The following is a 25,330-nucleotide window of genomic DNA, read 5'->3' as shown; positions in this document are numbered from 1 at the left end:
AGTCGGTATCGGGGGAAGATCCACATGGTGAGAGTGATTTCGGTCCGAAAAGACCGAAATCCCCTTAGGCCGTGTCCGGTAAGTCTGTTCGATGGGCTTCGTGATCCAGGTGGTTCCTGACGGTGCGGGCGGATCGGCCTCGTACCGGGTCGTACTCGGCCGCGTCCGCCCGTGCCGTCAGGGATCACCTGGGCGCGAAGACCGCGAACATGACTTGCCGGACACGGCCTAAGCCCAGGCGGGAAACAACCGCCAAAGCGCCAAGGCCGCCAGCGACGCCAGGGTGAGCAGCACCGGACCGGTGATGACGTAGGTGGAAACCGGCCGCCACCGGCGGTAGAGGAAGGTCGCCCCGGCCGCCGCCGCCACGAACCCACCGAAGGCCAGCACGAGCCCGGCCCACGCGTCGCCGTCGCCGGTCCGGCCGTCCTGCGCGTCCGCCTTGCCGTTCTGCGGGGTGGGCCGGAACGGCCTGCCCTCCAGGACCGCGGTCACCACCGTCGCTTCCTCCGACGCCAGCGGCCACCAGGACGCCGACGTCACCAAGGTCAGCCGATCGTTCTGCGTCTTGCCGTAGTCCGCCCCCTCGTCGAGCGGGCGGGTGGCCTTCTCGGTCACGCGGTAGACGGATTTGCCCTGAGTCGTCGCGACGACGATTTCGTCACCGGGCTCCAGCGCCTCCAGCGAACCGAACGGACCGCCGTAACCCGCGTTGCGCGCCACGATCGCGACGTTGCCCGGCTGCCCGGGACCGGCGGTCCCCGGCACGTGGCCCGGCCCGGACGCGGTTTCCCCGCTCGACGCCCCTTCGACGACGACCTGCTGCAGCTTCAGCGCGGGAATCTCCAGGACGGCGACCGGCTTCCCGAACTCGACCGGTTCGGTGGGCGGAGGGGCGCCGAAGAGGCTTTGACTGGCACCCAGCGCCAGGCCGATCTCACCGCGGATCTCGCCCAGCGCCTTCCGCTGGTCGCTCGCCTGGAGCATCGGCCCCAGCGCGTAGACGACCAGAGCCAGCGCCACCAAGGTGGTGACCAGCCAGGCGGCGAGGACGGTGCCGATCCATCCCGGACCGAAGCTCAGGAAGCGGGTTTCCGGTTCTTCGACGGAGGTGCTCACGCCGGTCCTCCGGCCGATTTACGCCGCAGGAGACCGAAGAGCATGGCGAACGCGGCCCCGATTTCGGCCAGCGCGACGACCAGCCACCTCGGCACCGGGCGCCCGGCGGCGACGTACGCCGTCGCGGACGGCAGCGTCGCCAGGATCACCAACGCCACCAAGGGAATGAGCGCGCCCAGCACTCCGGCCCCCGGGAACTTCGGGATGTCGATCGACTCGGCGAGGTTCTTGGCCGCCAGCACGCTTTCCGGGGTCGGTGTGGCCGCGGGGGCGGGCCCGGTGGCAGCAGCCGCCGACGACGTCCCGGCGGGCGACCCCGTTCCCCCGCTGGGACCGGTCAACGAGGAATTGGCGGCCGTCGTGGCGCCGTTCCCGCCCGCCGGTGGCGGATTCTTCGCTTCTTCCCTTTCCTGGCAGGCTTCTTGGACCGTCCCGGTGCCGATCTTGGCCACTCGCGCGGAAACGGTGGCCGCCAGGCCAGGGCTCAACGGGGTCATCCCCGGCGGGAGCAGCGACTGGCCGTAGCCGCTCGCCAGTTCGGCGACCGCCTTCAGCTGCGCCTGCTTCTCGGTCATCGGCTTGCAGGTCGCGTCGATCAGCGGATTGACCGGCGCCGCCAGGTATTCCACGAAGGTCAGCGGGTACGCGCCGTCCTTGGTCACGGTGCCCGGCTGCACGGTCCCGTCCGCGCCGACCTGCATCGAATCGGCCGCCAGCTGCAGGCTTTCCCTGGTCGGCGCGACGAAGTTCCCCTTGCCGTCCGGAAGCGCGACCGGCGCCCAGCCGTAGGCCCTCGCCGTCGCGAGATCGGTGACGACCCAGCTCATGCAGCCGCCGGTGCAGACGAATCCCGTTCCCACGACGCCGTTCTGCACCGTCTTGCGCACGGCGAGCTGGCCGGTTTTCGCGTCGACGTTGTGCAGCGAACGGGCACCCGGATCGAGCGCGTTGAGATCGGAGATCACCCCTGGCGATTTCCCGTTCAGCTCACCGAAGTATTCGGTCCCCCTGTTCGGGAACACCCAGGCCGACGGCGCTGAGGCGGCGAGCATCTTGCTCAACGCGAGCGGCACGGTGCCCGGTCCGGATTCCCCGGTCACCCCGAAGAAGTCCAGGCTCTCGGCGCCGGCCCTGGCGCTGGCCGCGTTCGCCTCGTTCTCTCTCGTGACGGAGGCGAGCGCCGGATTGCGGCCGACCAGCGGGGTACCGTTCCGGAAAATGCCGCCCCGGCCGTCCAGATCGGGCTGCTGTCCCCCCTTGGTGATCATGTTCGCCACTTCGTCGTGGGTGAACCGCAGGGTGCCGGTGAACTTCGCGTTGAGCGAAGTCCCGTTGTCGTCGGTGTCGGTCGGCGACCAGCCGACCGCGGCCACGACCGCCGCGTTGATCCCGACCGGGATGTACTGCCGGTCCCGGACGGTCTGGGTGGCGAGCGCGTTCCCGCTGCCGGTGATCACCAGATCCGAGGAGCCCTTGTCGAACGCGGCCAGGCCGGCGTCTTCCGTTTCGCTCACGATGTTCGCCGGTTGCTCGGCTTGGGTGGGCGCGCAGAGCGCCTGATTCCAAGCGACCGCGGTGCGGCCCAGCCGCTCCGGCATGCTGGCGCTGATGGTGTTCTGACCGGCGCCCTTACAGCCTTCGACACCGATCGCCTGCTGCGTCGGAGTGAAGGCGATCGAGCTGTCGATCCAGGTCACGAACGCGCCGTCCGCGTTCCTCGCGGTGATCGTGACCGCGACCGAACACGGATTGTTCTCGTCGCACCGGAACGAATACTTGTTTCGGGTCTTCGCACCGGTCGCCGGATCGACGACGTCGGGATTGGCCGCCCAGGAAACCGTGGGCGGCTTGTCGGCCTGACCTTCTGCGTTCCTGTTGAAGGTGGTGTACAGCGGGTCCCAGATGATCGGTTTCGGGGTGGAGGAGCCGAGCGGGATCTGGGTGTCGATGACGATGTCGCCGGTCCTGCTGCTCCGGCGGCCCGTGGCACTGTCCATATGCGCCGCGTTCGCGATGAACTCGTCCTTCAACCCACCGCAGTAGGCATTGACCCGCGCGCTGACGGAACTCTCCCGGTTCCACGGCGGTTTACCGGCGACCTTGATCAAATTGTCCGGCAGGACTTTGGGGCAGACTTTCACTGACGCTTGGGCACCGCTCGCCAATCCCGACACCGTGATCCGCACCGGGTCGCCGTTCCGCGCCGCCGAAAGATCGGCGGGCTCGGTTTTGAGGGTGTACGGCGGGTTCGCCGGCGCTTGCGCCTGCGCCGCGGGGACGGACACACCCGTGACCATCAGCACCCCGCAGATCAGCAAGATCCCGACTTGTCTCGCACGGACGAAGAACACGGACGACTCCCAAGGTGCGCGGGCATACGACGGAGAGCGGGACTCGATCACGAGCCGCGCCGAGACCAACGTCGCCGAGTCGCCCGTTCGGGGTCAACCGCCCCGGACCCGCCCCGGCACACATTCACATTCGCCCCGTCGGGCGTTCTCCGCTTGGACACCTTTCGCGGTATCGGGCCACACATACTGGCCGCATCGAGGGGCGACGTGGTGTGCCCTGAACTCGTTCGCCCACCGACAAGAAGGAAGGCCGCTCGTGACCGTCGCGCCACCCCGGCCCGACCCGTCGCCACCGGGAACCCCGGTGCGGCGGGTGATCACCGAAGTCCTTTCCCGGGCCGACCGGGCGTTCCGCCGGGTCACCACCGGCGCCGGGCTGACCATGCTGGGCATCCTCCTGGTCATCGGCTTCTTCCTGGTCTACCGGTCCGGGCCCGCCTTCGACAACAGCGGTTTCGGGTTCTTCACCACCATCCGGTTCGACCCGGCCTCCGGCGTCCTCGGCGTGCTGGGCCTGCTCTACGGGACGATCGTGGTCGCGCTCATCGCGGTCCTGGTCGCCGTGCCGCTGAGCATCCTCGCGGCACTGTTCATCACCGAATACTCCAGCGGCCGGATCCGCGGCTTCCTCACCGGCCTCGTCGATCTGCTCGCCGCCATTCCCAGCCTTTTGTACGGCCTGTGGGGATTCAGCTTCCTCGGTCCGCAGATCGTCCCGGTTTCGACGTGGCTGACCGAGAATCTCGGCTGGTTCCCGCTCTTCGCGTCCAAAGAGAACACGCTGTACATCCAGTCCATGTTCATCGCCGGGCTGGTGGTGTCCCTGATGGTCCTCCCGATCACGACCTCGGTGATCCGTGAAGTGTTCGCGCAGACTCCGCCCGGGGAAAAGGAAGCGGCGCTCGCGCTGGGCAGTACGCGGTGGGGGATGGTCAAAACGGTCATGCTGCCCTTCGGCCGGGGCGGCATCATCGGCGGTTCGATGCTCGGGCTCGGCCGCGCGCTCGGTGAGACGATCGCCGTTTCCCTGCTGCTGCCCCAGGTTCCGGAGATCACGCAGCACGTCCTCCAGTTCGGCGGCGCGACCATCTCCGGGTTCATCGCCAACAACTCCGGCGCGTCAGGGCTCTTCCTGTCCGGGCTGATGGCGGCGGGCCTGGTGCTGTTCGTCTTCACCCTCGCCACGAACTTCACCGCGTCGGTGATCATCTCCAAGAGCCGGTCCGGTGCGGGAGTGGATGCCTGATGACCACGACAGTCGCTCCCCCGGTCTCGTCCGGACCGCGCAAACTCGTCAAACGCCGCCCATCGGAGACCACCCGGCAGGATCGGCTGGCGGCGCTCGGCTGCGCGGTGTCGGCCACGCTGCTCACCTGGTTCGTCATGCATCTGCTGCTGGATTCCCCCGGCTGGCTGGCAGACCTGATCGTCGCCTACCTGCTGTACCTGGCGATGCTCTACCTCGTCACCCGCGACCGGCTCGGCAGGCTCGCCGCGTCGGACCGGCTCGTGTCGACGATCGTGGTCTCCGGGGCGCTCACCCTGCTCGTCCCCTTGCTGTTCCTGCTGACCTACATCGTGATCGAGGGCGCGCCGTACCTGCGTCTCGGCTTCTTCACCCACGACATGTCCGCCGTCGCGCCGACCGATCCGGTCACCGCGACCGGCGGGCTGCACGCGGTCGTCGGCACCCTTCAGCAGACCGCGCTGACGCTGGTGTTCGTCGTTCCGCTGGGCGTGCTCACCGCGGTCTTCCTGAACGAGACCCGGTCGAGGTTCCGCCGCCCGGTGCGGATCATGGTCGACGCGATGAGCGGTCTCCCGTCCATCGTGGCCGGTCTGTTCATCTACGCGGCGCTGATCATCCCGGGTATCCAGGCGGGCGTGGGACTGTTCAGCTACAACGGTTTGATGGCCACACTGGCATTGACGATGGTCATGCTGCCGACGGTGACGCGGACCGTGGACGTGGTGCTCCGGCTGGTACCGGACGGCCTGCGCGAGGCGTCGCTGGCACTCGGCGCGAGCCGCGCGAGGACGGTGTGGTCGGTGGTCCTGCCGACCGCGCGCACCGGCGTCACCACCGCCGTGATCCTCGGGATCGCCCGGGTGGCGGGCGAAACGGCACCGCTGCTGTTCACCTCGTTCGGCTCGCTCGCGATGAACGCCAACCCGTTTTCCGCGCCGCAGGAGAGCATCCCGCTGTTCATCTTCCGCTTCATCAAGCAGCCGCTGGAAAACGTCCAGCAGCGCGGTTACGTCGGCGCGCTCGTGCTGATCCTGCTCATCTTCGGCCTGTTCGCGATCGCCAGGATCGTCGGGCGTGACCGGTCGAAGCGCAAGGCGAAAAGAACGAAGGAGAACCGGTGACCGACACCACTGAATTGTCCACTGTGGACGATAGCGGGGAAAACCCGTACTCCACCGGCTATCTCACTCCCCGCGACGCAGACGGCAGGCCGCAGGTCACCCTGACCGGCGGTCCCCCGCCCGGTGCGGCCGAACTCGAGTCGCGCGAGATCGGCGCCTGGTTCGGCGACCGGCTGGTCCTCGAAGGCGTGTCCTTGCGGATGCCCGCCAAAGAGGTGACCGCGCTGATCGGCCCGTCGGGCTGCGGCAAGTCGACCTTCCTGCGCATCCTCAACCGGATGCACGAGCTCGTCCCGTCCGCGTCGTTGACCGGCGAAGTCCTGCTGGACGGCCAGGACATCTACGCCGACGGAACCCGGCCGCAGCAGGTCCGGCTGCGCATCGGCATGGTGTTCCAGAAACCGAACCCGTTCCCGGCGATGTCCATCCGGGACAACGTGCTCGCCGGGCTGAAACTCGCCGGCGTCAAATGCGACGACAAGAACGCGCTCGTGGAACAGAGTCTCGAACGCGCCGGGCTGTGGCGTGAGGTCCGCGACCGGCTGAGCTCGCCCGGCGGCGCCCTCTCCGGCGGCCAGCAGCAGCGGCTCTGCATCGCCCGTTCGCTCGCGGTGCAGCCGAACGTGCTCCTGATGGACGAACCCTGTTCCGCCCTCGACCCGACGTCCACCCGGCGGATCGAGCAGACGATCGCCGAGATCGGGCACGAGGTGACCGTCGTGATCGTCACGCACAACATGCAGCAGGCCCAACGGGTTTCGGATCACTGCGCGTTCTTCCTCGCGGCCGAGAACGAACCCGGCCGGGTGATCGAGCACGGTCCGACGGACACGATCTTCAACGCGCCGTCGGACGAACGCACCTTCGACTACGTGAACGGGCGATTCGGATGACGACCTTGCGCAGAGTGGGCGCTTTGGGCGGGATCTCGGCACTGCTGCTCTCGATCTCCGTGGCGGGCGCGCCCGGCGCGGCGGCACTCAGCAGGGTCACGGGCTCGGGGTCCAGCTACGTCGGTGTGGCGATGACCGACTGGCAGAACGGCGCGACGTCGCGGGGTATCCCGGTCAACTACTCCGCCACCAACTCACCCGCCGGGGTCAACCAGTACGGCGACCGGACGGTCGACTTCGGCGGGACCGAGGCCGAAGTGTCCTCGCTCCTCGCGGCCGGCGGCGGTGGGGTGACCGCGCAGACCCGCGGCTACCAGTACGTCCCGGACGTCGCCGGCGCGGTCGCCGTCATGTACAACGTCACCGACCAGGCCGGGAAGCGGGTCGACTACCTGCATCTCACGCGGGAGGTGATCGGCCGCATCTTCAGCCGGGACGTCACCCGCTGGAGCGACCCGGCGATCACCGCGACCAACGGCGGGAAGTCGCTGCCGGACCAGCCCATCACCCTCGTCGGGCGGACCGGGCAATCCGGGACCACGGCACTGTTCTACGACTTCGTCGCGCACGCGGCCCCCGATGCCTACCAGCGCTTCGTCGCCCGCAACGTCGGCAACGGGATGGGCAGCCTGCCCGCCGGGGTGCGCCCGATCCAGCTGCCCGAACGAGGGCCGGACGCCGACTGGTACCGGCTGCTCGCGGACTCCGACCAGATCGCGCAGGCCATCGGCAAAGCGACCATCCCGTTCTCCATCGCCTACGACGAATTCGCCTACGCGCAGCGCCACAACGTGCCGTCGGCGTGGGTGCAGAACGGTGCGGGCCAGTACACGCAGCCCTACGCGGAGAACATCGCTTCCGCGCTGAAGTTCGCGGAACTCCGCCCGGACCTCAGCCAGAAACTCGACAAGGTCTACTCGAACGCGGACCCGAAGTCGTACCCGATTTCGGCGTATTCCTACATCATGATGCCCTGTTCGAGCGGCCGGGACACCTGCCGCGGCGGCTACGGCGACCAGGGCAAGACCGACACGATGACCGCGTTCCTCGAACACGTCGCCTGCGACGGCCAGATCAACATGGCCCGCATCGGCTACTCGCCGCTGCCGCCGAACCTGTCGCAAGAGATCATGAACTCCAACGCGCGGCTCACCGGGCAGCCGCCGAAACAGCTCAACGCGGGCAACTGCGCCAACCCGACCTTCCGCGGCAGTCTCGGCGCGGGCGCCACCAGCCCGCCCGACCCACTGGTGACCGCCGGGATCCTCGCCCCGAACGGCAAACCCGCGGCCGGGCCGGGCGCCGCCGGACCGAGCAAGTCGGCGGGGCCCGGTACCGGCCCGGCCACCGGTGACAAGACCGCGACCGCGACGGCGAACCCCGACGAGGAATCGGCGGGCGGCGGCTCGAAGAACTGGCGGGAAGCCGCACCGGCGTCCTACGACGAGGGCGGGTTCGGCGGTTTCGGGGGCTGGGCGGCGCTGGTGCTGTTCGTGGCGATCGTGACGCCGTTGGTGGTGCGCGGGGTGATCCGGAAGATCCGGGGAGCCTAGGGAAAAGTCAGTACGACCTTGCCCCGTCCGTGCCCGGTCTCGATCTCCCGGTGCGCCGCCGCGGCCTCGGTGAACGGATACGTCCGCCGCACGAGAAAACGCAGCTCCCCCTTGACGTACAACGACGCCAGCATCCCCAATCGCTCGGCCGACCGGGTCCCGGTGACCACTCGCGCCCCGGCCTCGGGCGCGCGCCCGTGCTCGACCAGGGTGAGCACGCGGTCCGGATTCCCGACCAGCTCCAGCGAAAGGTCGAAGGCGGCCCCGCCCGCGCCGTCCAGCGCCGCGTCGACGCCGGACGGCGCGAGGGCGCGCACCCGGTCGGCGAGGCCATCGCCGTAGACCACCGGTTCGGCGCCGAGCGAACGGACGTACTCCTGGTTCGCCTCGCTCGCCGTGCCGATCACCCGCGCACCACGCAGCACCGCGAGCTGGACGGCGGCCGTGCCCACCGAACCGGCCGCCCCGTGGATCAGCAGGGTCTCGCCACGGGCGACCCGCAATGCGTCCAGCGCCAGGTACGCCGTCTGGGTTCCCGCCGTGAACCCGCCCGCGACCTCCCACGGCATCTCCGCCGGCTTCGGCGTGACGTTCTCCGCGGGCACCACGATGTACTCGGCGTACGCCTGCACGGCGGTGAAGCCGAGCACCTCGGCCCCCGCGACGAGGCCGGTAACCCCGGAACCGACCTCGTCGACGACCCCGGCGAACTCGTTCCCCGGGACACGCGGCCAACGCAGCGCGAGCCCCGCGGGTTCCCAGCCCGCCCGGACGGCCGCGTCGTACGGCTGCACCCCCGCCGCCTTCACCCGCACGCGGACCTCTCCCGCCCCGGCGTGCGGCTCCTCCAGCTCCAGCACCCGGAGCACTTCCGGACCACCGGCTTCCGTGAACGCGGCCGCTTTCATCTTGTTCCTCCAGTTCGTCCCCAGCTGTCGGAACCCAGCCTCGTACCTCCAGCTAGCTGGAGGTCAAGAACTGTCGGTGTGACGTTCTAAGCTGCGCTCGTGACGAGCTACCGCATCTCCAGGGCAAGCGCTTCCGACGCCGGCAGGCTGACGGCGCTGATGCACGAATCGGCCGCCTACCAAGGGGAGTACGCGTCGATCCTCGAGAACTACCAGGTCACGGAGGACTACCTCGCCACCCATCCCGCGTTCGTCGCGCACGCGCAGCGGGACGTGGTCGGTTTCTACAGCCTGATCGAGTACCCGGCCGAGCTGGACCTGCTGTTCGTCGCCGATTCGGCGCAGGGCACGGGCATCGGCGCGTGGCTGGTCGAGCACATGCTCGGGCAGGCCGCGGACCTCGGCATGACGGAGATCCGCGTCGTCTCCCATCCGCCTGCCGCCGGGTTCTACGAGCGGATGGGCGCCCGCCGCGTCGGCGTCGTACCGCCCCACCCGCCGAAGATCACCTGGGAGCGCCCGGAACTGGTCTTCGACGTCAAGCATCCACCGCGCGACTGAACCGGCCGATCAGTTTGCGCAGGTGCCCGGCGAATTCCGGGGAGTCGACGACCTCGAAGTCGGTGTCGAGCAGGCCAAGGTAGAGCGCCAGGTACTCCAGCGTGTCCGCACCGGCTTTGAGCAGGCAGGTCCGCTCGTCGAGGGCTTCGACGACTACGGCGGGCGGCACCTTCGCCGCGGCTTCGGCGGCCGGAGCGTGCAGCCGGATCGTCGCGTGGTGCCTCCACAACGCGGCACCGACACCCCGTTGGAGGTACGCGACCACGCCGCCTTCGGGTGGTTCGCGCTCCTCGAAACGTCGGCCGTTGGGTGTGCGCGGCCGCACCCGATCGGCGCGGAACGTGCGCCAGTCCTGTTTGTCGACGTCCCAGCCGACGAGGTACCAGCGGCGGCTCATGTGCACGACGCGATGCGGCTCGACCTGCCTTCGCGTCTCGGATCCGTTGTGTCCCAAATAATCGAAGCGCAGGGTCTCGCGGTCGCGGCAAGCGGCGGCGATGGCCGAGAGCACCTCGGCGTCCACCGTGGGGCCGCCGCCCTGCACCGCGAGCGTCGCGGAGTTCAGCGCCGCGACACGATGCCGCAGCCGCGACGGCAGGACCTGTTCCAGTTTCGCCAGCGCGCGCACCGACGTCTCCTCGATCCCGGCGATCGTGCCGCCCGCGGCCGTGCGCAGGCCCATCGCCACCGCGACGGCCTCTTCGTCGTCGAGCAGCAGTGGCGGCATCGCCGCGCCGGCGCCCAGGCTGTAGCCACCGGAGACGCCGGGCGTGGCGTCGACCGGATAGCCGAGGCCGCGAAGCCGTTCGACGTCGTTTCGGATGGTCCTGGTGGTGACGTCGAGCCGGTCCGCCAGTTCCGGGCCCGTCCAAGTGCGTCTGGCCTGCAGCAACGACAGGAGCCGCAGCAGTCTCGCCGAAGTTTCCGCCATGAATCCCACCTTGTCCGCAATCGCGGAACGAATCTTTCCGCAATCGTTCCTAATCTAGCCCCATGACCGAGATCAAGCCCTTCCACATCGCCATCGACCAGGCCGAACTCGACGACCTCAAGGACCGTCTGCACCGCACCCGCTGGCCCCGCGAGGTCACCGGCGACTGGAGCAGAGGCGTCCCGGTCGCCTACCTCAAGGGATTGGCCGAGTACTGGGCCGACGGTTTCGACTGGCGCGCGCAGGAAGCCCAGCTGAACGAGTTCCCGCAGTTCACCACCGAGATCGACGGCCAGACGATCCACTTCCTGCACATCCGCTCGACCGCCCCGGACGCGCTGCCGGTGCTCCTCACGCACGGCTGGCCCAGCTCGCCGTTCGAATTCCGGCGAGTCGTCGAGGAGCTCACCGACGAGTTCCACCTGGTCATCCCGTCCCTGCCCGGTTACGGGTTCTCGAATCCGGTGAGCGGGCGCGGCTGGGGCAACCTGTTCCGCGTCGCCCAGGCGTGGACCACGCTGATGGACCGCCTCGGCTACGAGCGCTTCGGGGTGCACGGCACCGACGCCGGCGCCGGGGTCGCGGGCATCCTGTCGATGATCGCGGCGCACCGCGTGGTCGGCGTGCACCTCACCGGGACCAGCGCGGAGATGCCGTTCGGCCCCGCGGTCGACCTGGACGGCCTCGACGACAAGGACCGCGAGCGCGGCGAGCGTTTCAACCGGTTCCAGTCCGACGGCCTCGGCTACCTGCACCTTCAGGCGACGCGACCGCAGACGCTGGCCTATTCGCTGAACGACTCCCCCACCGGCCAGCTCGCGTGGATCGTGGAGAAGTTCGCCGAGTGGACCGATCCGGCCAAGTCGCTGCCGGACGACGCCGTCGATCGCGACCACCTGCTGACCGCGGTCAGCCTGTACTGGTTCACCGGCGCGGGCGCCTCCTCGGCGCACGCCGTGTACGAAGGCATGGAGGTCTACCGACAGATGTCCCAAGGCGGCTGGGGCGAGGCGCCCGCCGGTCCGCCGCGTGGGATCGCGGTCTTCGCCGGGGACACCACGATCCGAAGCCTCCAGGAAGGCCCGGTGGAACACTGGTCCGAGTACGACACCGGCGGCCATTTCCCGGCGATGGAGGTCCCCGGCCTGTTCGCCGAAGACCTCCGTTCCTTCCTGCGAAAGTGCGTCTGACGATGGAACCGCTGAACCGCCGGGCCCTCAACCGCGCGACCCTGGCCAGGCAACTGCTGCTCGAACGCGCCGATCTCCCCGCCGTCACCGCGATCGAGCGACTGGCAGGCCTGCAGGCTCAGGCCCCCGACTCGTCCTATGTCGGGCTGTGGTCGCGGCTTCGGGATTTCCAGGTGGACGAGCTGGCGAAACCGCTGGCCGCCCGCGAGGTCGTCCGGTCGACGCTGATGCGCGGCACGGTGCACCTGGTGACCGCCGCCGACGGCCTCGCCCTGTGGCCGACCGTCAAATCGGTGGTCGAGCGCGGATTCCTCGGCCACTACTCGCGGGAGATCGCCGGACTCGACCTCGCCGCGATCGCCGAAGCGGGGAAAGCCCTGCTGGCCGAACGGCCCCGCACCCGCACCGAAATCCGGACAGCGCTGGCACCCCGCTGGCCCGACGCGGACCTTCCCACGCTCGGTTACGCGGTCAACAGCCTGCTCCCGCTCGCGCACGCGACCCCGCGTGGCCTGTGGGGCCAGACCGGTCCGGCCGCGTTCGCCCTGCTCGAAGACTGGGTCGGCGCACCGATCACCGACGGCATCACCCTCGATGACCTGGTGCTGCGCTATCTCGCGGCGTTCGGCCCGGCGACCGTCCGCGACGCGCAGGTCTGGTCGGGGCTCACCAGGCTCAAGGAGGTCTTCGAGCGGCTCCGTCCGCGCCTGATCACCTTCCGCGACTCCGAGGGGAAGGAACTGTTCGACCTCCCCGACGCACCGCGCCCAGACCCGGAAACCCCTGCGCCGCCCCGGTTCCTGCCCGAGTACGACAACGTCCTGCTCTCCCACGCCGACCGCGTGCGAGTGATCCCCGACGGCCGCCGCGTGCCGTTGCCGCCAGGTAACGGCGGCCGTCGGGGCACCCTGCTCGTCGACGGCGAATTCCTGGCCGTTTGGGCGATCAAAGGGGCGACCCTGACGATCGGATCGCGGAAGCCGTTGCGGGATCAGGATTCGATCGCCGAAGAGGGCGCACGGCTCCTGGAATTCGTAGTGCCGGGCTCGGCGCACGACATCCGTTTCGGCCTCGACGGATAACGGTCCGGCCTTTTGCCGTAACGAAGGGCGGCGTTCGGGCGAAGCATGGCGCGTGGAGCCTGAAGGGAGCGGGCCATGAGCAAGAACTACGGATTCATGACGGTGCTGGCGGGGTTGGGCGCACTCGCGGTGATCGCGGTCGCGGCGGTCTGGCGGTACCCGAACACCTCGGACGTCACGGCGGTGATCACCGCGGCGGGAACGGTGATCGGCACCGTGGTCGGCGCCTTCTTCGGCGTGAACGCGGCCTCGGCGGGACGCGTGAAGGCCGAAGAGAGCCGGGACCAGGCGACGGCGGCGCTGGTCAAGGTCGCGGGCGAGGCGGAAAGAGGAAGCGACGTCGCCAAGACGGCGATGGAAGGCGTGAGCTGACTGTCCTCTATGGACGAACTCAGTCGAGCGCCTCGAGCAGGGCGAGATCCGGCGGGACGAGGGTCGTGGACAGCACGAGCTCACGCAACAGGTTGTCGTTCAACGCGTTGCCGACCGGCTCGCCGACCTCTTCGCGCCGCAGACCGAAAACGCCACCGGCGGACAACCGCGCCCGGACGTCGATGACGACGTGCTCGACGCGGCGGGCGGTCCACGTCTCACCGGGCCGGAGTTCGGTGAGCACCTCGGCCGTCTGCTGACGGGACAACGGCTGCGGATTGAGGTCGTGCAGCAGATACCGTTGCCCGAAGACGACCAGGACCAGGCGCTCTTCCGCGCTGAGGCGCCAGCGGCGGGGCGGCACGGTGAGGTCGTCGTGCCGGGTGACGGGCTGCCCTCCCTCGGGCCCCGCGACGTACAACTCGAGCAGATGTTCCCGCCTGCCCGAACCGCGGACGAACAGCGGCGTGTACCCGTCCGACAGGGGGATCGGCTCCTCGCCGCGGGACAGCCAGCGGGAATTCGGCAAGCGGATGGGCAGCTGGCCGGTGTTGCTGACCCACCACTGCCCGTCGGTGAAGTTCAGGAGCCCGTGCCTGCGGCTGACCTGCAGGTCGTTCTCCCCCACGCAGACGTCGACCTGCGGCCGATTGCGCCCGAATGTGATCTCGCCGCCCTCACCGGGGTCGACGGACACGCCGCCCGCGAGCGTGAGCGCGAACACCGCACCGGGAGCCGACGGCGGCACGCCGAGCGCCAGGCTCTCGTGCGTCGTCGTGAGCCGCTTCATCGTGCCTCCTCTGTCGCCCCGGCATTATGAGGGACGCCGCCGGGGACGGGTCCCGATGTCGCGTTCGTCCGTATGTTGGACTACATGATTGACTTCTCCAAGGACACCGTCTTCAAACTCACGCCGTGCAAGCCGAAGGACATCGCGCCCACGGTGCAGCCGATCATCATCCCCGGCGAGGAGATCATCTCGTCGTTCAAGGCAGTGCGCGACTTCGTGGTGTTCACGAACAAGCGGCTGATCGCGGTGAACGTCCAGGGCATGACCGGCAAGAAGAAGGACTTCACTTCGCTGCCTTACAACAGGATCCAGGCCTTCTCGATCGAAACCGCCGGCACCTTCGACCTCGACGCGGAGCTGGACCTTTGGTTCAGCGGGCTGGGGAACGTGCGGCTGGAGTTCCGGGGCTCGGACATCCGGGCGATCGGCCAACTCATCGCCACCCACACGCTTTAGCCGCCGGCTGTTTGCGGGAGTCGGGCCCCGGGCGTTGCGAAAGCCACTTTCGCAACGTTCAAGGTTGCGAAAGTGGCTTTCGCAACGCCCGTTCGCCTACGGCTCGCGTCTCGTTAGTGCACAGGTGGCCGTTTCGCGTGATCGGGCGGACGACACACGTGATCGCCGGGACGACACACGTGTCCAGGCGGACGACTCACGGCCGGGCCGCGTCGCGCGCGTGTCGTCCATCCAGTCACACGTGTCGTCCGCCGGATCACACGTGTCGTCCCAACCCATTACGCGAAACTGCCGGCTCGGTACAGGTGCTCGTGAGTGGTAAGGACGGCTAGAACCGTCCTTACCACTCACGAGACCCGCTACATGTTGATCTTTTGATCCTGGGGTTTCGTCGACCTTGGCATGATCGCCGCTTGTAGCCTCTGACCTGCGCGGACAGGGCTGGACACTTCTCGCGTGTTCTCGCCCCTACCCGACGTCTGACGGCCTGGAGACGGCCTGACACTCGCCCACCCCTCCCCCATCTCCCCGATACGAAGCCATCCACGCGGCCGTCGCGTCGGGTCAAGGCACGCTTTCCCGCCTTGACGCGGCGTGACGGCCGTTGTGACGATCTGGCATCGGGGCGATGGCTCCGCGTAACAGCCGTTGGTCCGTTCGCGACCACTGAGCACGATCGTCTGAGCGAGGAGGCCGACGTGCTCATTGGCGTACCTGCGCGCCGCTGGCGGCGGCTGCACCTGTCCACGGCTTCAGCGGGCGCACCGCCCGGCCGGTGGGCGGAGCGGAGCGGCAGCCCGCCGTGTCGGGCAAGGTGCGCCCGCAGGCGAGACGCGGACGCAAGGTGACCAGCGCGCCGCCGACGGCGGCGCGCCTTGATCCCATAGAGCCAAGTTCGGCAGCGACCTGAACAACAGAAAGAAGAAGTTCGAGGACTATAATGAGCGATGCTAACGAGTTCTGGCTTCAAACCTGGATTAAGGAATTCGACGTAAGCTCCAATGGCGAATTCAAGAAAGCTGCCAAGTCGCCAACCGCAATCAAGAGACTCTTCTCGTTGGCAACAGAGAAGAGTTCGCGAAACCTTGAAGAACACGCCACCAAGCTCCCCGCGTACAGCGTTCTCGCCGGAAGATCTCTCGATCTCTCGGGCGCATACCACCATTCATGCACAAAATGCCTCTCCACGGAACTTTCCATGCTACTTGCCCGAACGATGCACTTTTTCGATCGAGCAATAGTAAGCGGCCCTTCCGTTACAGAGGTAGCATCAGGCCTGCAACACAAGAACCTGAACATCCGCGAGAAGACCTTATGGAACCTCAAAGGCCAGGTCGAGTTTATCAATTATATCAATAAGATTGGTGCAGCCGACACAGTCACCTACGCACCAAAGATTGAAGCCTACTGCGATGCCTGCTTCCACAATTGGGCAAAAAGAGCAGGAATATCCGCACTAGAAAGCGAAGAGCAGTCCGAGAAGATCGTCGAACAACTCTTGAATGAAGCTAAATTCATTACCATTCGAGATCGCACAGGAAACTGGACCTCGAATGTTACGCACCCGAATTTGATAGGTGGAACTTGGTCTCGACGCCGACCCTATAGCCGTCGCCCTACCCGAAAGAAGGTCGCTTGGGATCTATTCTACGGGATGAGCCGCCCGACGATATACGACCTTTCGACCGCGCAGCACTACAAAGTGCCCCTGCTAGACGCCTACCAAGTAAAGTGGATGGCAACCGACTCCAGCAGAGGTAAAGCATCTGCTGACGACGTCGCACTCGAACTCCGCATACCACAGCTCAGCGGCCTACCACTTGAAGATCTAATTCGAATCAAGCAAGAGGAAAGGGATCATTTAGTACGATTCCAGCAGGCGATCTCAGCCGCGATTCGCGAGATGGTCTCGAAACGAGAAATGGACTCACCAAGCACGATCGCCGCAGCCGTCGTTCGAGAATACATTGAACCAGAAATTGCAGCTATGGAAGCGCGAATGAAGAGCAAGCAACGCGCCTTTGGGAAAAAGTTGGCCTCAGCGGCAGCATTGGGCACCCTGGTGACCACCGTGGGAGCGATTCAGGCAGTGCCACTAGTGTTAGCTACCGGGGTAGCGGCCGCCGCAACGTCACTAACCCAGCTCTACAAATACTTCGACGACAAAAGCGAGATTGAAACTTCAGACTTATACTTTATTTCACGACTATCGAAGATCAAGCACTGATCTGTCCATCAAATGTCAACCAACCCGGAATACCACCTCGGAATCAGGTAAAGTAGGGGGCCTTTCCTGTTTCCAAGGCATGCTTGATGCGCAGCCGTATTGAATCATGTATCCGCAGAGAGGCAAGGCGATCAACTTCAACCCAGCCAACAACCTTACTTTCACTGCTGACACGTTCGACACCTCCAGTTGCCTTAGCTCGAAAACAAATCGAGAACTCCTGCCGAACCTCCCCATCGTCGTATGCGATGACATGGTCAGGGTTCGAGTAGAGGCCGATCACCCCGGTCACCTCGCACTCAATCCCGGTCTCCTCGCGAACCTCCCGCACGGCGGCCTGCGCCAACGTCTCACCAAGCTCAAGCTGCCCACCAGGGATCGAGTACAGGTCGTTGTCGGTGCGCCGGATCATGAGGATGCGGCCTTCGTCGTCCTGGATGAACGCGGACACCGCGACCGCGATGCTGTTCGCCTTCGGCGCGTTCGGGTCGTTGTAGTAGTCGACGCGTGCCATATGTGGCCTCCTAGAAGGTGGCGGGCTTGGCGAGGTTCCAGACTGCTTCGAAGCTCTCCGAGTACGTCTCGAAAAGGTCCCCGGCGGATAGCCGGCGGAGGTGCAGGGACGGGGCGTGAGCTCCCTGGAAGCCGTAGACGTGCGTGTTGATGATCATTTCGTCGTCGAAGCGGAAGATCGAGTTGTAGAGCGTGGTGTTGTGGAAGCGCATCTCCACCCCGTCTACCCCGATCAGCGGCCGGTAGAACGCCAGCGCGTTGCGGATGCGCGCGGGTAGCGTCCCGTCGCCTAACTGCTCCTCGTTCCCGCGTAGCGCGACGCTCTCACCGGAGGGATCACCGAAAAGCAGACGGACGCGAGCCCCCGCAGCAGCTTTGACGGCCAGGTCCTTGATGAACCGCGGGCGCTCCACCAGGAACAGCGCGGCGTGGACAAGCACCTCGACGGTGTCCGACGCTTCCTTGATCAGCCGGTCCCACAGTTCGACAGGGATGGCGTTGCGGTGCGGAAACACACGCACCACCTCGGCGGCTGCCGTCTCGGCCTTGCGCTCCGGGGCCACTGAGTCCGGCCAGAGGTAGGTCTCGGACTCGCGCGCCATCGCGGCAATCTTGTGCCGGTGCTTTGGGTACGGCGTCCGCCCCTTGGTGATCCACCGTTCGACGGTCTTCTGATCGACCCCGGTTGCGTCGGCGACCTGCTTCGGCGCGAGGCCGTTGCGCAGCAGGGCGTCCCGCAGGCGTTCGTTCGGCATCCGCCCTCCTAGGGACTTGCAGGGACGTCTTCGACCGTACCAAGGACGTCCCAAGATGTTCTGCCGCGAGGTGATCACGTCCCCCGTTCCGGCGCAAAATAGCGGCATCGGGAGGGGATCGATGAAGAACGAGCCGCAGACTCTGCGCGACGCACACGCCGACGCGATAGCCCGCCGGCCTCGGCTGGAGGCGGACATGTCGGAATGGCTGAGGTTTCACCGGGCGAACGCGCGGATGTATCGCGAGGTGTCCGAGGTGGACCGATGGCATCACCACGAACTCAGGTACTGGGTGGGTTTCGAGGAACGCAAGGCCGAGGAGATGGCCGCGCGAATAGGTGCGGCCGGAAGCAGCTCGTGAGTGGTAAGGACGGCTAGAACCGTCCTTACCACTCACGAGACCGGCTACATGTTGATCATATGTCCCGCAAGGCCGTGCACGGCTTCCTTGACCGCTTCCCCCAAAGTCGGGTGAGCGTGCACGTTCCGCGCGATTTCGTGCACCGTCAGGTCCCACTGCTGCGCCAAAGTCAGCTCCGGCAGCAGTTCGGTCACCTCGGGGCCGATCAGGTGCGCACCCAAAAGCTCGCCGTGTGTGGCGTCGCTGAGGATCTTCACGAAGCCGACGGCCTCGCCGAGGCCGTGCGCCTTTCCGTTGGCGGTGAAGGGGAACTTCGCCACCTGGACGTCGAAGCCCTTTTCGCGGGCCTGTTCTTCGGTCCAGCCGAAGCTGGCGATCTGCGGCTGGCAGTAGGTCGCGCGCGGGATCATCACGAAGTCGAGTTCCATGGTCTCGGCGCCCGCGATGGTTTCGGCGGCGACGACGCCCATGGATTCGGACGCGTGCGCGAGCATCAGTTTCGCGGTGACGTCGCCGATCGCGAAGATGTGCGGGACGTTGGTGCGGCCGCGCGAGTCGATGGCGATGGCGCCGCGCTCGGTCAGTTCGACGCCGGTCTTGTCGAGCCCATATCCCTCGACACGCGGCTGGAAACCGATGGCCTGCAACACCTTGTCCGCTTCCAGGACCCGCTGCTCACCGTTCTTCGACACGGTCACGAGGACCTGCTCGCCGGTGTCGTCGATCGATTCGACCTTGGTGGAGGTCAGTACCTCGATGCCGAGCTTCCGGTAGCGGCGCGCGAGTTCCGCGGAGACCTCGGCGTCTTCGAGCGGGACCATCCGGTCGAGGTACTCGACGATGGTCACCTTCACGCCGTAGTTGTGCAGCACGTAGGCGAATTCGACGCCGATCGCGCCCGCGCCGGCGATGATGATGCTCTCCGGCAGCTCGTTTTCCATGATCTGCTGTTCGTAGGTGACCACGCGGTCGCTACGCGTGGTGCCCGGAAGCAGGCGCGCGGTGGCGCCGGTGGCGATCACGCAGTGGTCGAAGGTGACCCGCTCGCCGTTGACCTCGATGGTGTTGGCGTCGACGAAAGTACCGTGGCCGTCGTATTCGGTGATCTTGTTCTTCTTCATCAGGAAGTGCACGCCCTTGACGCGCCCGTCCGCGACCTTGCGGCTGCGGTCGAAGGCGGCCTGGTAGTCGAAGCTGACCTTCCCTTCGACCTGGATCCCGAACGACTTCGCCTCTTTGGTCACGATGTGCGCGAGTTCGGCGTTGCGCAGCAGCGCCTTCGACGGGATGCAGCCGACGTTGAGGCATACGCCGCCCCAGTATTTCTCCTCCACGACCGCCGCGCTCAGCCCCAGTTGCGACGCCCGGATCGCCGCCACGTAACCGCCGACTCCGGCCCCCAGGACAACGACGTCATAGTGTGCACTCATACCCCGAAACCTACCCTTCACCGGCACGATCCGAAGGGTGAGACTGCCTACTCAGGGGCGCGAGCCGCGGATCTCGATCAGCAGGTCGGTCACCGCGGTCATGATCCGCTTCGTGGCCTCCTCCAGCACCTCGCGGGACGGCGAGGGCGTCATGAGGTCCGAGAGGTCCACCGGCGGACCGGCGACCAGGTTCACCGTCTTGCGCGGGAAGGCGCGCGGCAGCACGGCGTCGGACGGCAGCAGGTGGTGCGTGCCCCAGTTCGCCAGCGGGATCACCGGGACGCCGGTCTCCAGGGCGATCCGCGCGATCCCGGTCTTGCCGCGCATGGGCCACCCGTCCGGGTGATCCGTGAAGGTCGCTTCCGGGAAGATGACGACGCATTCACCCTCACGGACGGCGCTGACGGCGTCGCGGTACGCGTCGGACGCTGTGGCCGCGCCGCGGTAGACGGGGATGTGCTTGCCGGAGCGCATCACCGAGCCGACGACGGGCGCGTCCCACAGGCTCGCCTTCGCCAGGTAGCGCGGCACGCGTCCGTGCGCCAGGCAGTACGCGGTCACCGTCGTCGGATCGGCGAACGAGAGGTGGTTCGACGCGACCAGAAAGCCTCCCGACGAGGGCAGGTGCTCCCCGCCGCGTACCCGGAACCGGGTGAACAGCACCAGGAACGGCCAGACGACGTTGATCGCGAAGGCGAACCAGGCGCCCCGGCCGGCGCGGGCGAAGCGCCGGCCGAAGGCGATCATCTGGCGGAACGTCAGCAGGTCACCCGAAGCGGGGCTCAGCGCGGTCCAGCGTTCACGGGGTCTCAGCACCATGGACGTAATTCGTAGCCGAACCCGCCCGGGTTCGGCTGAAACCACGCGCGAACGCGGCGCGGATCACACGCGCTCGAGCACCACCACGGGGATCTCACGGTCGGTCTTCTTGGCGTACTCGTTGTAGTCCGGCCAGACCGCGGCGAGCTTCTCCCACAGCTTCGCGCGCTCCTCACCTTCGAGGGTCCGGGCCCGCGCGGTGAACTTGTCCGCCTTGACCTGCGCCTTGACCTCGGGGTTGGCCTGCAGGTTCTTGTACCAGCCCGGGTCCTCCGGCGCGCCGCCCTTGGAGGCCACGATCACCGGGTTGTCGTCGTCGTCGAACTGGTAGATCAGCGCGAACTTGCGGTCCTCACCGGTCTTGCGGCCCTTGGTGGTGAGGATGAGGCAAGGAGCGCCCTTCTCCCAGTCGTGGCCCACCTCGCCGTCGGTCTCTTCGTAGCGACGGACGTGCTCGTCACCGAAAAGCATGTCTGCGTTCCTCTCCTCGTCCTGGGGTGTACCGGCGCCCTGCCAGTCTGACGCGAACCGGTCGGTCGCGCTGATCAACTCGTGCAAGATGCCGGGCTCGTCGAACGCGTGACCCGCGTCGCCCGCGATCTTCAGCTCCGCGGTGGGAAGCACCTGGCTGAGCTCCCACGCGGTGATGGCCGGGGTGACCACGTCGTAGCGTCCCTGGACGAGAACGCACGGGATGTCCCGGAGCTTCCCGGCGTCGCGCAGCAGCTGGTCCTCGGCCAGCCAGCCACCGTGCCGGAAGTAGTGGTTCTCGATCCGCGCGATCGCGAGGGCGAACGAAGGATCGCTGAACGCGTCGATCACTTCGTCCTGGGGACGCAGTTTGACCGTCTCCCCCTCCCAGCGGCTCCACGCGATCGCGGCGGGGCCGTGCACGGCGGGATCCGGATGGCTCAGCAGTTCGTGATAGACCTCGATCAGGTTGTCCTGGCGACGCGGATACGGCACCGGGGCGAGGAAACGCGACCACGCCTCGGGGAAGAGATACGCCGCTCCCCCGCCGTAGAGCCATTGCAGTTCCTTCACCCGCAAGGTCGCGACGCCGCGGAGGACGAGTTCCGTGACGCGCCCGGGGTGGGTTTCCGCGTAGGTCAGCCCGAGCACACTCCCCCACGAGCCGCCGAAGACCATCCAGTGTTCGATGTCCAGATGCTCGCGCAAGCGCTCGATGTCGGCGACCAGATGCCACGTCGTGTTGACCGAAAGATCGGCCTCCGGGGTGGCGCAGTTCGGCGTGCTGCGCCCGCAACCGCGTTGATCGAAAAGGACGATCCGGTACCGCTCGGGGTCGAACAGTCTGCGATGTCTCGGACTCGAACCACCTCCGGGGCCACCATGCAGGAAGATCACCGGCTTGCCCTCGGGATGGCCGCATTCCTCCCAATAGATCTCGTTGCCGTCACCGACGGGCAACATCCCTTGGACGTAAGGTTCGATTTCCGGGTAAAGGCCGAGCATGTCCGCCACTATGCCCCAAACGCCCGCTTGGAGGATCGATGAAGGCTCGCCCCCACGTGACGCTGGAGGATGTGGCGCGCACCGCGGACGTGTCGCTCGCGACCGCGTCCCGCGTACTCAACGGCACCGCCACCGTCCGGGGAGATCTCCGCGAACGAGTGATCGCCGCGGCCTCCGAGCTGTCCTATACCCCCAATGCTCACGCTCAGGCATTGGCCGGTGGCTCTCAGCCCACCGTCGGGGTGATCTGCCATGACGTCGGCGATCCGTATTTCGCCGCGATCGCCGGCGGGGTCATGCGGGTGGCGAGTGAAAACGATCTTCTGGTGATGCTCGCGAGCACGTTCCGCGATCCGGCGAAGGAAGTCGCCTACGTTTCGACGCTGCGTGCCCAGCGCGCGTCGGCCATTCTGCTGATCGGTTCCGCGTTCGAGGACAAGGCGTGGGAAAAGGCGATGGCCGCCGAACTCGAGCCGTACCGGCGCGGCGGCGGGCACGTGGCCGCGGTCAGCAGGCATCGCGGGCTCAAAGTGGACACCGTCCAGCCCGACAACCGCGGCGGCGGCGCCGAACTGGCGAAGGCCCTGCTGGATCTGGGACACCGGCGGTTCGCCGTGCTCGCCGGACCGAAGAGCCTGACGACGGTCGTGGACCGTCTCGACGGTTTCGCCGCGGAACTGCTGGAGCACGGCGTCGAGCTCGCCGACGACGACGTCTTCGAGGCGGCGTTCACCCGCGACGGTGGCTACGAGGCGATGGAGAAGGTCCTCGCCCGGCCACGGAAGCAGTGGCCGACGTGTGTGTTCGCGGTGACCGACGTGATGGCCATCGGCGCGATGTCGGCGCTGCGCGACGCCGGCGTCTCCGTGCCCGGCGAGATGTCGATCGCCGGTTTCGACGACATCCCGGTAGTGCGCGATCTCACGCCCGCGCTGAGCACGGTCGCGCTGCCGCTGGAGAAGCTGGGTGAACGGGCCATGGACCTGGCACTCAAGGCCTCCCCCGGAACCCGGCCGCGGATGGTGCGGATGTCCGGCGAGGTCGTGCTGCGCCGCAGCACCGCCGCGCCCGCTCGCTGAGCCCCTTGTGTACGGCCCATGAGGTGACTTACCGTGGCCCGAGAAAGCGCTTTCTCACCCCCGCGCCACGGAGACCCGATGACCTTGATCGCCCTGCCCACCGCCGACGGCGGACTGGCGGAGTGGATGCCCCGAGGGGCGGAAACGCCCGCGAAACCGGCGTCGCCGCCGACCTCCCGGATCGCCTACGCGGCCGCGCACGTGGTCGCCGACCCGCTCGCCCCCGCCGATCCCGAAGAAGGCGCGGTGCTCGACTGGGACACCACGCTCGCCTTCCGCGAGCACCTGTGGTCCTGCGGCCTCGGCGTCGCCGAGGCGATGGACACCGCGCAGCGCGGGATGGGCTTGGACTGGGCCACCACCAAGGACCTCATCCGGCGCACCGGGGCGCTCGCCGCCGGACGGCCGTGGGTGGCCGGTGTCGGCACCGATCAGCTTCCCGATGGCGAGGCGACCGCCGGGTCCATTGTGGACGCCTGGCACGAGCAGCTGGACCTGGTCGGCGAGGCCGGCGCGATCCCGGTCGTGATGGCCAGCCGGGCGCTGGCCGCGTCGGCTTCCGGACCTGCGGATTACCATGCCGCGTACGGGAAACTGCTCTCCGGCGCGGACCGCCCGGTCCTGCTGCACTGGCTGGGCGAGCAGTTCGACCCCGCACTGTCGGGCTACTGGGGACACGCCGACGTCCGCGCGGCCGCGAAGGAACTGGGCAGGCTCTGCGCCGAGCACGCCGACGTGATCGCCGGGGTCAAGGTTTCGGTGCTCGACGCCTCGATCGAGACAGAGTTCCGCCGCGCACTGCCCGAAGGCGTCAAGTGCTACACCGGTGACGACTTCAACTACCCGGAGCTCATCGCCGGGGACGACCAGGGCCACAGCGAAGCGCTTCTGGGCATCTTCGACGCTGTCGCGCAGGTCGCCGGCGCCGCGCTCGCCCGCCTCGACGAAGGCGACAAGGACGGCTTCCACGGCCTGCTGGACCCGACGGTGGCACTGAGCCGGGCCATTTTCCGGGCGCCCACCAGGAACTACAAGACCGGCGTCGTCTTCCTCGCCTATCTCAACGGGCACCAGGACCACTTCCGCATGGTCGCCGGTCGTGAGTCCGCCCGCTCCATCACGCATCTGGCCGAGCTGCTGCGCCTGGCGGACGCCGCGGGCGCGCTCGCCGACCCGGACCTCGCCGTCGCGCGGATGCGGCCGCTGCTGGCCGCGGCGGGGGTGGCCTGATGGACCGGTTGAGCCTGAACCAGATCACCACCAAGGCGTGGTCGCTGCCGGAGGCCGTGGCGGGCTGCGCCGAAGCGGGCGTCCGCTGGGTCGGCCTGTGGCGGGACAAGGTCGCCGAGACCGGCGTCGAGGAGACCGCGCGGCTGCTCAAGGAGTACGACGTCGGCGTGTCGTCGTTGTGCCGCGGCGGGTTCTTCACCGGGATCACCCCGGAAGGGTCCCCTGTGGACGGTGTCGCGGAGACCCGGGAGGCGATCGACGAAGCCGCCGCGCTGGGCGCCGGCGTCCTCGTCCTGGTCGTCGGCGGGGTGAACGGCAGCCTGGCTTCGTCGCGGCAGCGGGTCGCGGACGCGGTCGGCGAACTGGCGCCGTACGCCGGTGAGCGCGGGGTCCGCCTCGGCCTGGAGCCACTGCACCCCATGCAGTGCGCCGAACGGTCCGTCCTGTCCACAGTGGACCAGGCACTGGCGATCGCGCGCGAACATCCGGCCGACCAGGTCGGCGTGATCGTCGACGAGTTCCACGTGTGGTGGGACCCGCGGATCGAGGAGTCGATCGCCGCGGCGGCGGGCCGGATCGCCGGATTCCACGTCTGCGACCAGAAGGTGCCGCTGACCGACACCCTGCTCGGCCGGGCGCTGCCCGGCGACGGCCCGATCGACCACCGGCACCTGAAGGCGTGCGTCGAGGCCGCCGGGTACACCGGGCCGATCGAGGTCGAGGTGTTCGACGCCGATCTTTGGCGCCGTCCCGGGGGCGAAGTGCTCGCGGAGACCATCGCGGCCTACCGGGACCACGTTTCCTGACGAAAGTAAGGGTCGCTCGCTGCCCAAGGTCGGCTGTCCGGGCGGCCGTGGTTTCCTA

The 25,330-nt window shown here is 67.6% G+C and carries 25 protein-coding genes; 14 read left to right on the top strand and 11 right to left on the bottom strand.

All coding sequences use genetic code 11. From position 1 onward, the window contains the following. Positions 1–228: 228 nt before the first annotated feature. Both DMH01_RS32105 and DMH01_RS32100 read right to left on the bottom strand, forming a co-directional pair. Positions 229–1,119 (bottom strand): sortase, encoded by an 891-nt coding sequence (locus DMH01_RS32105; RefSeq protein ID WP_125681346.1) that lies wholly within the window; start codon positions 1,117–1,119, stop codon positions 229–231. Then, positions 1,116–3,470, bottom strand: coding sequence for a hypothetical protein (locus DMH01_RS32100; protein WP_125681344.1), 2,355 nt, complete (start codon positions 3,468–3,470; stop codon positions 1,116–1,118). Before DMH01_RS32100 ends, DMH01_RS32105 begins: the two co-directional genes overlap by 4 nt. Positions 3,471–3,726: 256 nt before the next feature. On the opposite strand from DMH01_RS32100, the gene pstC reads away from it, so the two are divergent. From pstC to DMH01_RS32080, 4 genes are all read left to right on the top strand, one after another. Further along, positions 3,727–4,716: a phosphate ABC transporter permease subunit PstC gene (gene pstC / locus DMH01_RS32095; protein ID WP_125681342.1), complete on the top strand. Its 990-nt coding sequence runs from the start codon at positions 3,727–3,729 to the stop codon at positions 4,714–4,716. Then, positions 4,716–5,840, top strand: coding sequence for a phosphate ABC transporter permease PstA (gene pstA / locus DMH01_RS32090; protein ID WP_125681340.1), 1,125 nt, complete (start codon positions 4,716–4,718; stop codon positions 5,838–5,840). The genes pstC and pstA overlap by 1 nt, the downstream gene beginning before the upstream one ends. A 101-nt stretch (positions 5,841–5,941) precedes the next feature. Continuing rightward, positions 5,942–6,733, top strand: a complete 792-nt coding sequence (locus tag DMH01_RS32085) for a phosphate ABC transporter ATP-binding protein (protein WP_034312994.1) — start codon at positions 5,942–5,944, stop codon at positions 6,731–6,733. Further along, the gene (locus DMH01_RS32080) at positions 6,730–8,286 is read left to right on the top strand and encodes a substrate-binding domain-containing protein (protein WP_125681338.1); all 1,557 of its coding nucleotides are present in this window, start codon (positions 6,730–6,732) and stop codon (positions 8,284–8,286) included. The genes DMH01_RS32085 and DMH01_RS32080 overlap by 4 nt, the downstream gene beginning before the upstream one ends. Here the strand turns inward: DMH01_RS32080 and DMH01_RS32075 are convergent. Beyond that, on the bottom strand, positions 8,283–9,194 hold the full coding sequence (locus tag DMH01_RS32075; RefSeq protein WP_125681336.1) for an NADP-dependent oxidoreductase: 912 nt from the start codon (positions 9,192–9,194) through the stop codon (positions 8,283–8,285). The two genes, DMH01_RS32080 and DMH01_RS32075, sit on opposite strands and share 4 nt — an antisense overlap. A 99-nt stretch (positions 9,195–9,293) precedes the next feature. Here DMH01_RS32075 and DMH01_RS32070 point away from each other — a divergent pair, with 99 nt between their 5' ends. Continuing rightward, complete coding sequence (locus DMH01_RS32070) at positions 9,294–9,755, top strand: GNAT family N-acetyltransferase (protein WP_125681334.1); 462 nt, start codon at positions 9,294–9,296, stop codon at positions 9,753–9,755. On the opposite strand, the gene DMH01_RS32065 is transcribed toward DMH01_RS32070, so the two are convergent. Next, a complete protein-coding gene (locus DMH01_RS32065) occupies positions 9,733–10,686 on the bottom strand; it encodes a YafY family protein (protein ID WP_125681332.1) in 954 nt (317 codons plus the stop codon). The two genes, DMH01_RS32070 and DMH01_RS32065, sit on opposite strands and share 23 nt — an antisense overlap. A 62-nt stretch (positions 10,687–10,748) precedes the next feature. On the opposite strand from DMH01_RS32065, the gene DMH01_RS32060 reads away from it, so the two are divergent. The 3 genes from DMH01_RS32060 to DMH01_RS32050 all read left to right on the top strand — a co-directional run bounded on the left by DMH01_RS32060 (position 10,749) and on the right by DMH01_RS32050 (position 13,330). After that, positions 10,749–11,876: an epoxide hydrolase family protein gene (locus DMH01_RS32060; RefSeq protein ID WP_125681330.1), complete on the top strand. Its 1,128-nt coding sequence runs from the start codon at positions 10,749–10,751 to the stop codon at positions 11,874–11,876. A gap of 2 nt (positions 11,877–11,878) precedes the next feature. Further along, positions 11,879–12,958: a winged helix DNA-binding domain-containing protein gene (locus DMH01_RS32055; protein ID WP_199745705.1), complete on the top strand. Its 1,080-nt coding sequence runs from the start codon at positions 11,879–11,881 to the stop codon at positions 12,956–12,958. 75 nt (positions 12,959–13,033) lie between these two features. Beyond that, positions 13,034–13,330, top strand: a complete 297-nt coding sequence (locus tag DMH01_RS32050; protein ID WP_125681328.1) for a hypothetical protein — start codon at positions 13,034–13,036, stop codon at positions 13,328–13,330. Positions 13,331–13,349: 19 nt separating this feature from the next. On the opposite strand, the gene DMH01_RS32045 is transcribed toward DMH01_RS32050, so the two are convergent. After that, positions 13,350–14,120 (bottom strand): FHA domain-containing protein, encoded by a 771-nt coding sequence (locus DMH01_RS32045; RefSeq protein ID WP_125681326.1) that lies wholly within the window; start codon positions 14,118–14,120, stop codon positions 13,350–13,352. A gap of 84 nt (positions 14,121–14,204) precedes the next feature. On the opposite strand from DMH01_RS32045, the gene DMH01_RS32040 reads away from it, so the two are divergent. Next, on the top strand, positions 14,205–14,576 hold the full coding sequence (locus DMH01_RS32040) for a PH domain-containing protein (RefSeq protein ID WP_026467493.1): 372 nt from the start codon (positions 14,205–14,207) through the stop codon (positions 14,574–14,576). Between the two features lie 702 nt (positions 14,577–15,278). On the opposite strand, the gene DMH01_RS32030 is transcribed toward DMH01_RS32040, so the two are convergent. After that, positions 15,279–15,461, bottom strand: a complete 183-nt coding sequence (locus DMH01_RS32030; RefSeq protein WP_125681322.1) for a hypothetical protein — start codon at positions 15,459–15,461, stop codon at positions 15,279–15,281. Positions 15,462–15,516: 55 nt separating this feature from the next. Here DMH01_RS32030 and DMH01_RS32025 point away from each other — a divergent pair, with 55 nt between their 5' ends. After that, a complete protein-coding gene (locus tag DMH01_RS32025) occupies positions 15,517–16,803 on the top strand; it encodes a hypothetical protein (protein WP_125681320.1) in 1,287 nt (428 codons plus the stop codon). Between the two features lie 43 nt (positions 16,804–16,846). Here DMH01_RS32025 and DMH01_RS32020 read toward each other — a convergent pair whose 3' ends face one another. Continuing rightward, positions 16,847–17,317: an NUDIX hydrolase gene (locus tag DMH01_RS32020; protein WP_125681318.1), complete on the bottom strand. Its 471-nt coding sequence runs from the start codon at positions 17,315–17,317 to the stop codon at positions 16,847–16,849. Positions 17,318–17,327: 10 nt separating this feature from the next. After that, positions 17,328–18,071, bottom strand: coding sequence for a DUF5919 domain-containing protein (locus tag DMH01_RS32015; RefSeq protein WP_125681316.1), 744 nt, complete (start codon positions 18,069–18,071; stop codon positions 17,328–17,330). A gap of 121 nt (positions 18,072–18,192) precedes the next feature. Here DMH01_RS32015 and DMH01_RS32010 point away from each other — a divergent pair, with 121 nt between their 5' ends. Then, the gene (locus tag DMH01_RS32010; RefSeq protein WP_125681314.1) at positions 18,193–18,432 is read left to right on the top strand and encodes an AMED_5909 family protein; all 240 of its coding nucleotides are present in this window, start codon (positions 18,193–18,195) and stop codon (positions 18,430–18,432) included. Positions 18,433–18,476: 44 nt separating this feature from the next. Here the strand turns inward: DMH01_RS32010 and lpdA are convergent, their stop codons facing one another. From lpdA to pip, 3 genes are all read right to left on the bottom strand, one after another. Next, on the bottom strand, positions 18,477–19,862 hold the full coding sequence (gene lpdA, locus DMH01_RS32005; protein WP_125681312.1) for a dihydrolipoyl dehydrogenase: 1,386 nt from the start codon (positions 19,860–19,862) through the stop codon (positions 18,477–18,479). A 51-nt stretch (positions 19,863–19,913) separates the two neighbouring features. After that, positions 19,914–20,681 (bottom strand): 1-acyl-sn-glycerol-3-phosphate acyltransferase, encoded by a 768-nt coding sequence (locus DMH01_RS32000; protein WP_125681309.1) that lies wholly within the window; start codon positions 20,679–20,681, stop codon positions 19,914–19,916. 63 nt (positions 20,682–20,744) lie between these two features. Further along, the gene (pip, locus tag DMH01_RS31995; protein WP_125681307.1) at positions 20,745–22,157 is read right to left on the bottom strand and encodes a prolyl aminopeptidase; all 1,413 of its coding nucleotides are present in this window, start codon (positions 22,155–22,157) and stop codon (positions 20,745–20,747) included. Between the two features lie 38 nt (positions 22,158–22,195). On the opposite strand from pip, the gene DMH01_RS31990 reads away from it, so the two are divergent. The 3 genes from DMH01_RS31990 (at position 22,196) to DMH01_RS31980 (ending at position 25,272) form a co-directional block, all read left to right on the top strand. Continuing rightward, positions 22,196–23,236, top strand: coding sequence for a LacI family DNA-binding transcriptional regulator (locus tag DMH01_RS31990; RefSeq protein WP_125681305.1), 1,041 nt, complete (start codon positions 22,196–22,198; stop codon positions 23,234–23,236). Positions 23,237–23,314: 78 nt separating this feature from the next. Then, positions 23,315–24,466: a dihydrodipicolinate synthase family protein gene (locus tag DMH01_RS31985; protein WP_125681303.1), complete on the top strand. Its 1,152-nt coding sequence runs from the start codon at positions 23,315–23,317 to the stop codon at positions 24,464–24,466. Then, the gene (locus DMH01_RS31980) at positions 24,466–25,272 is read left to right on the top strand and encodes a sugar phosphate isomerase/epimerase (protein WP_125681301.1); all 807 of its coding nucleotides are present in this window, start codon (positions 24,466–24,468) and stop codon (positions 25,270–25,272) included. The genes DMH01_RS31985 and DMH01_RS31980 overlap by 1 nt, the downstream gene beginning before the upstream one ends. Positions 25,273–25,330 lie beyond the last annotated feature (58 nt).

It is taken from the genome of Amycolatopsis sp. WAC 04182 (genome assembly GCF_003947465.1).
Classification (GTDB): domain Bacteria; phylum Actinomycetota; class Actinomycetes; order Mycobacteriales; family Pseudonocardiaceae; genus Amycolatopsis.
The sequence above is the reverse complement of the archived record's forward strand: the minus strand, read 5'-3'. Positions and strand labels throughout refer to the sequence as shown.

What these genes read in the sequence shown, in the direction of transcription:
- DMH01_RS32075 (WP_125681336.1), bottom strand. Translation starts at nt 9,194, where the DNA reads ATGAAAGCGGCCGCGTTCACGGAAGCCGGTGGTCCGGAAGTGCTCCGG.
- DMH01_RS31990 (WP_125681305.1), top strand. Translation starts at nt 22,196, where the DNA reads ATGAAGGCTCGCCCCCACGTGACGCTGGAGGATGTGGCGCGCACCGCG.
- lpdA (WP_125681312.1), bottom strand. Translation starts at nt 19,862, where the DNA reads ATGAGTGCACACTATGACGTCGTTGTCCTGGGGGCCGGAGTCGGCGGT.
- DMH01_RS32030 (WP_125681322.1), bottom strand. Translation starts at nt 15,461, where the DNA reads ATGGGATCAAGGCGCGCCGCCGTCGGCGGCGCGCTGGTCACCTTGCGT.
- DMH01_RS32060 (WP_125681330.1), top strand. Translation starts at nt 10,749, where the DNA reads ATGACCGAGATCAAGCCCTTCCACATCGCCATCGACCAGGCCGAACTC.
- pstA (WP_125681340.1), top strand. Translation starts at nt 4,716, where the DNA reads ATGACCACGACAGTCGCTCCCCCGGTCTCGTCCGGACCGCGCAAACTC.
- DMH01_RS32015 (WP_125681316.1), bottom strand. Translation starts at nt 18,071, where the DNA reads ATGCCGAACGAACGCCTGCGGGACGCCCTGCTGCGCAACGGCCTCGCG.
- DMH01_RS32055 (WP_199745705.1), top strand. Translation starts at nt 11,879, where the DNA reads ATGGAACCGCTGAACCGCCGGGCCCTCAACCGCGCGACCCTGGCCAGG.
- DMH01_RS32045 (WP_125681326.1), bottom strand. Translation starts at nt 14,120, where the DNA reads ATGAAGCGGCTCACGACGACGCACGAGAGCCTGGCGCTCGGCGTGCCG.
- DMH01_RS32080 (WP_125681338.1), top strand. Translation starts at nt 6,730, where the DNA reads ATGACGACCTTGCGCAGAGTGGGCGCTTTGGGCGGGATCTCGGCACTG.
- pip (WP_125681307.1), bottom strand. Translation starts at nt 22,157, where the DNA reads ATGCTCGGCCTTTACCCGGAAATCGAACCTTACGTCCAAGGGATGTTG.
- DMH01_RS32020 (WP_125681318.1), bottom strand. Translation starts at nt 17,317, where the DNA reads ATGGCACGCGTCGACTACTACAACGACCCGAACGCGCCGAAGGCGAAC.
- DMH01_RS31980 (WP_125681301.1), top strand. Translation starts at nt 24,466, where the DNA reads ATGGACCGGTTGAGCCTGAACCAGATCACCACCAAGGCGTGGTCGCTG.
- DMH01_RS32000 (WP_125681309.1), bottom strand. Translation starts at nt 20,681, where the DNA reads ATGGTGCTGAGACCCCGTGAACGCTGGACCGCGCTGAGCCCCGCTTCG.
- DMH01_RS32050 (WP_125681328.1), top strand. Translation starts at nt 13,034, where the DNA reads ATGAGCAAGAACTACGGATTCATGACGGTGCTGGCGGGGTTGGGCGCA.
- DMH01_RS32010 (WP_125681314.1), top strand. Translation starts at nt 18,193, where the DNA reads ATGAAGAACGAGCCGCAGACTCTGCGCGACGCACACGCCGACGCGATA.
- DMH01_RS32025 (WP_125681320.1), top strand. Translation starts at nt 15,517, where the DNA reads ATGAGCGATGCTAACGAGTTCTGGCTTCAAACCTGGATTAAGGAATTC.
- DMH01_RS32065 (WP_125681332.1), bottom strand. Translation starts at nt 10,686, where the DNA reads ATGGCGGAAACTTCGGCGAGACTGCTGCGGCTCCTGTCGTTGCTGCAG.
- DMH01_RS32040 (WP_026467493.1), top strand. Translation starts at nt 14,205, where the DNA reads ATGATTGACTTCTCCAAGGACACCGTCTTCAAACTCACGCCGTGCAAG.
- DMH01_RS31985 (WP_125681303.1), top strand. Translation starts at nt 23,315, where the DNA reads ATGACCTTGATCGCCCTGCCCACCGCCGACGGCGGACTGGCGGAGTGG.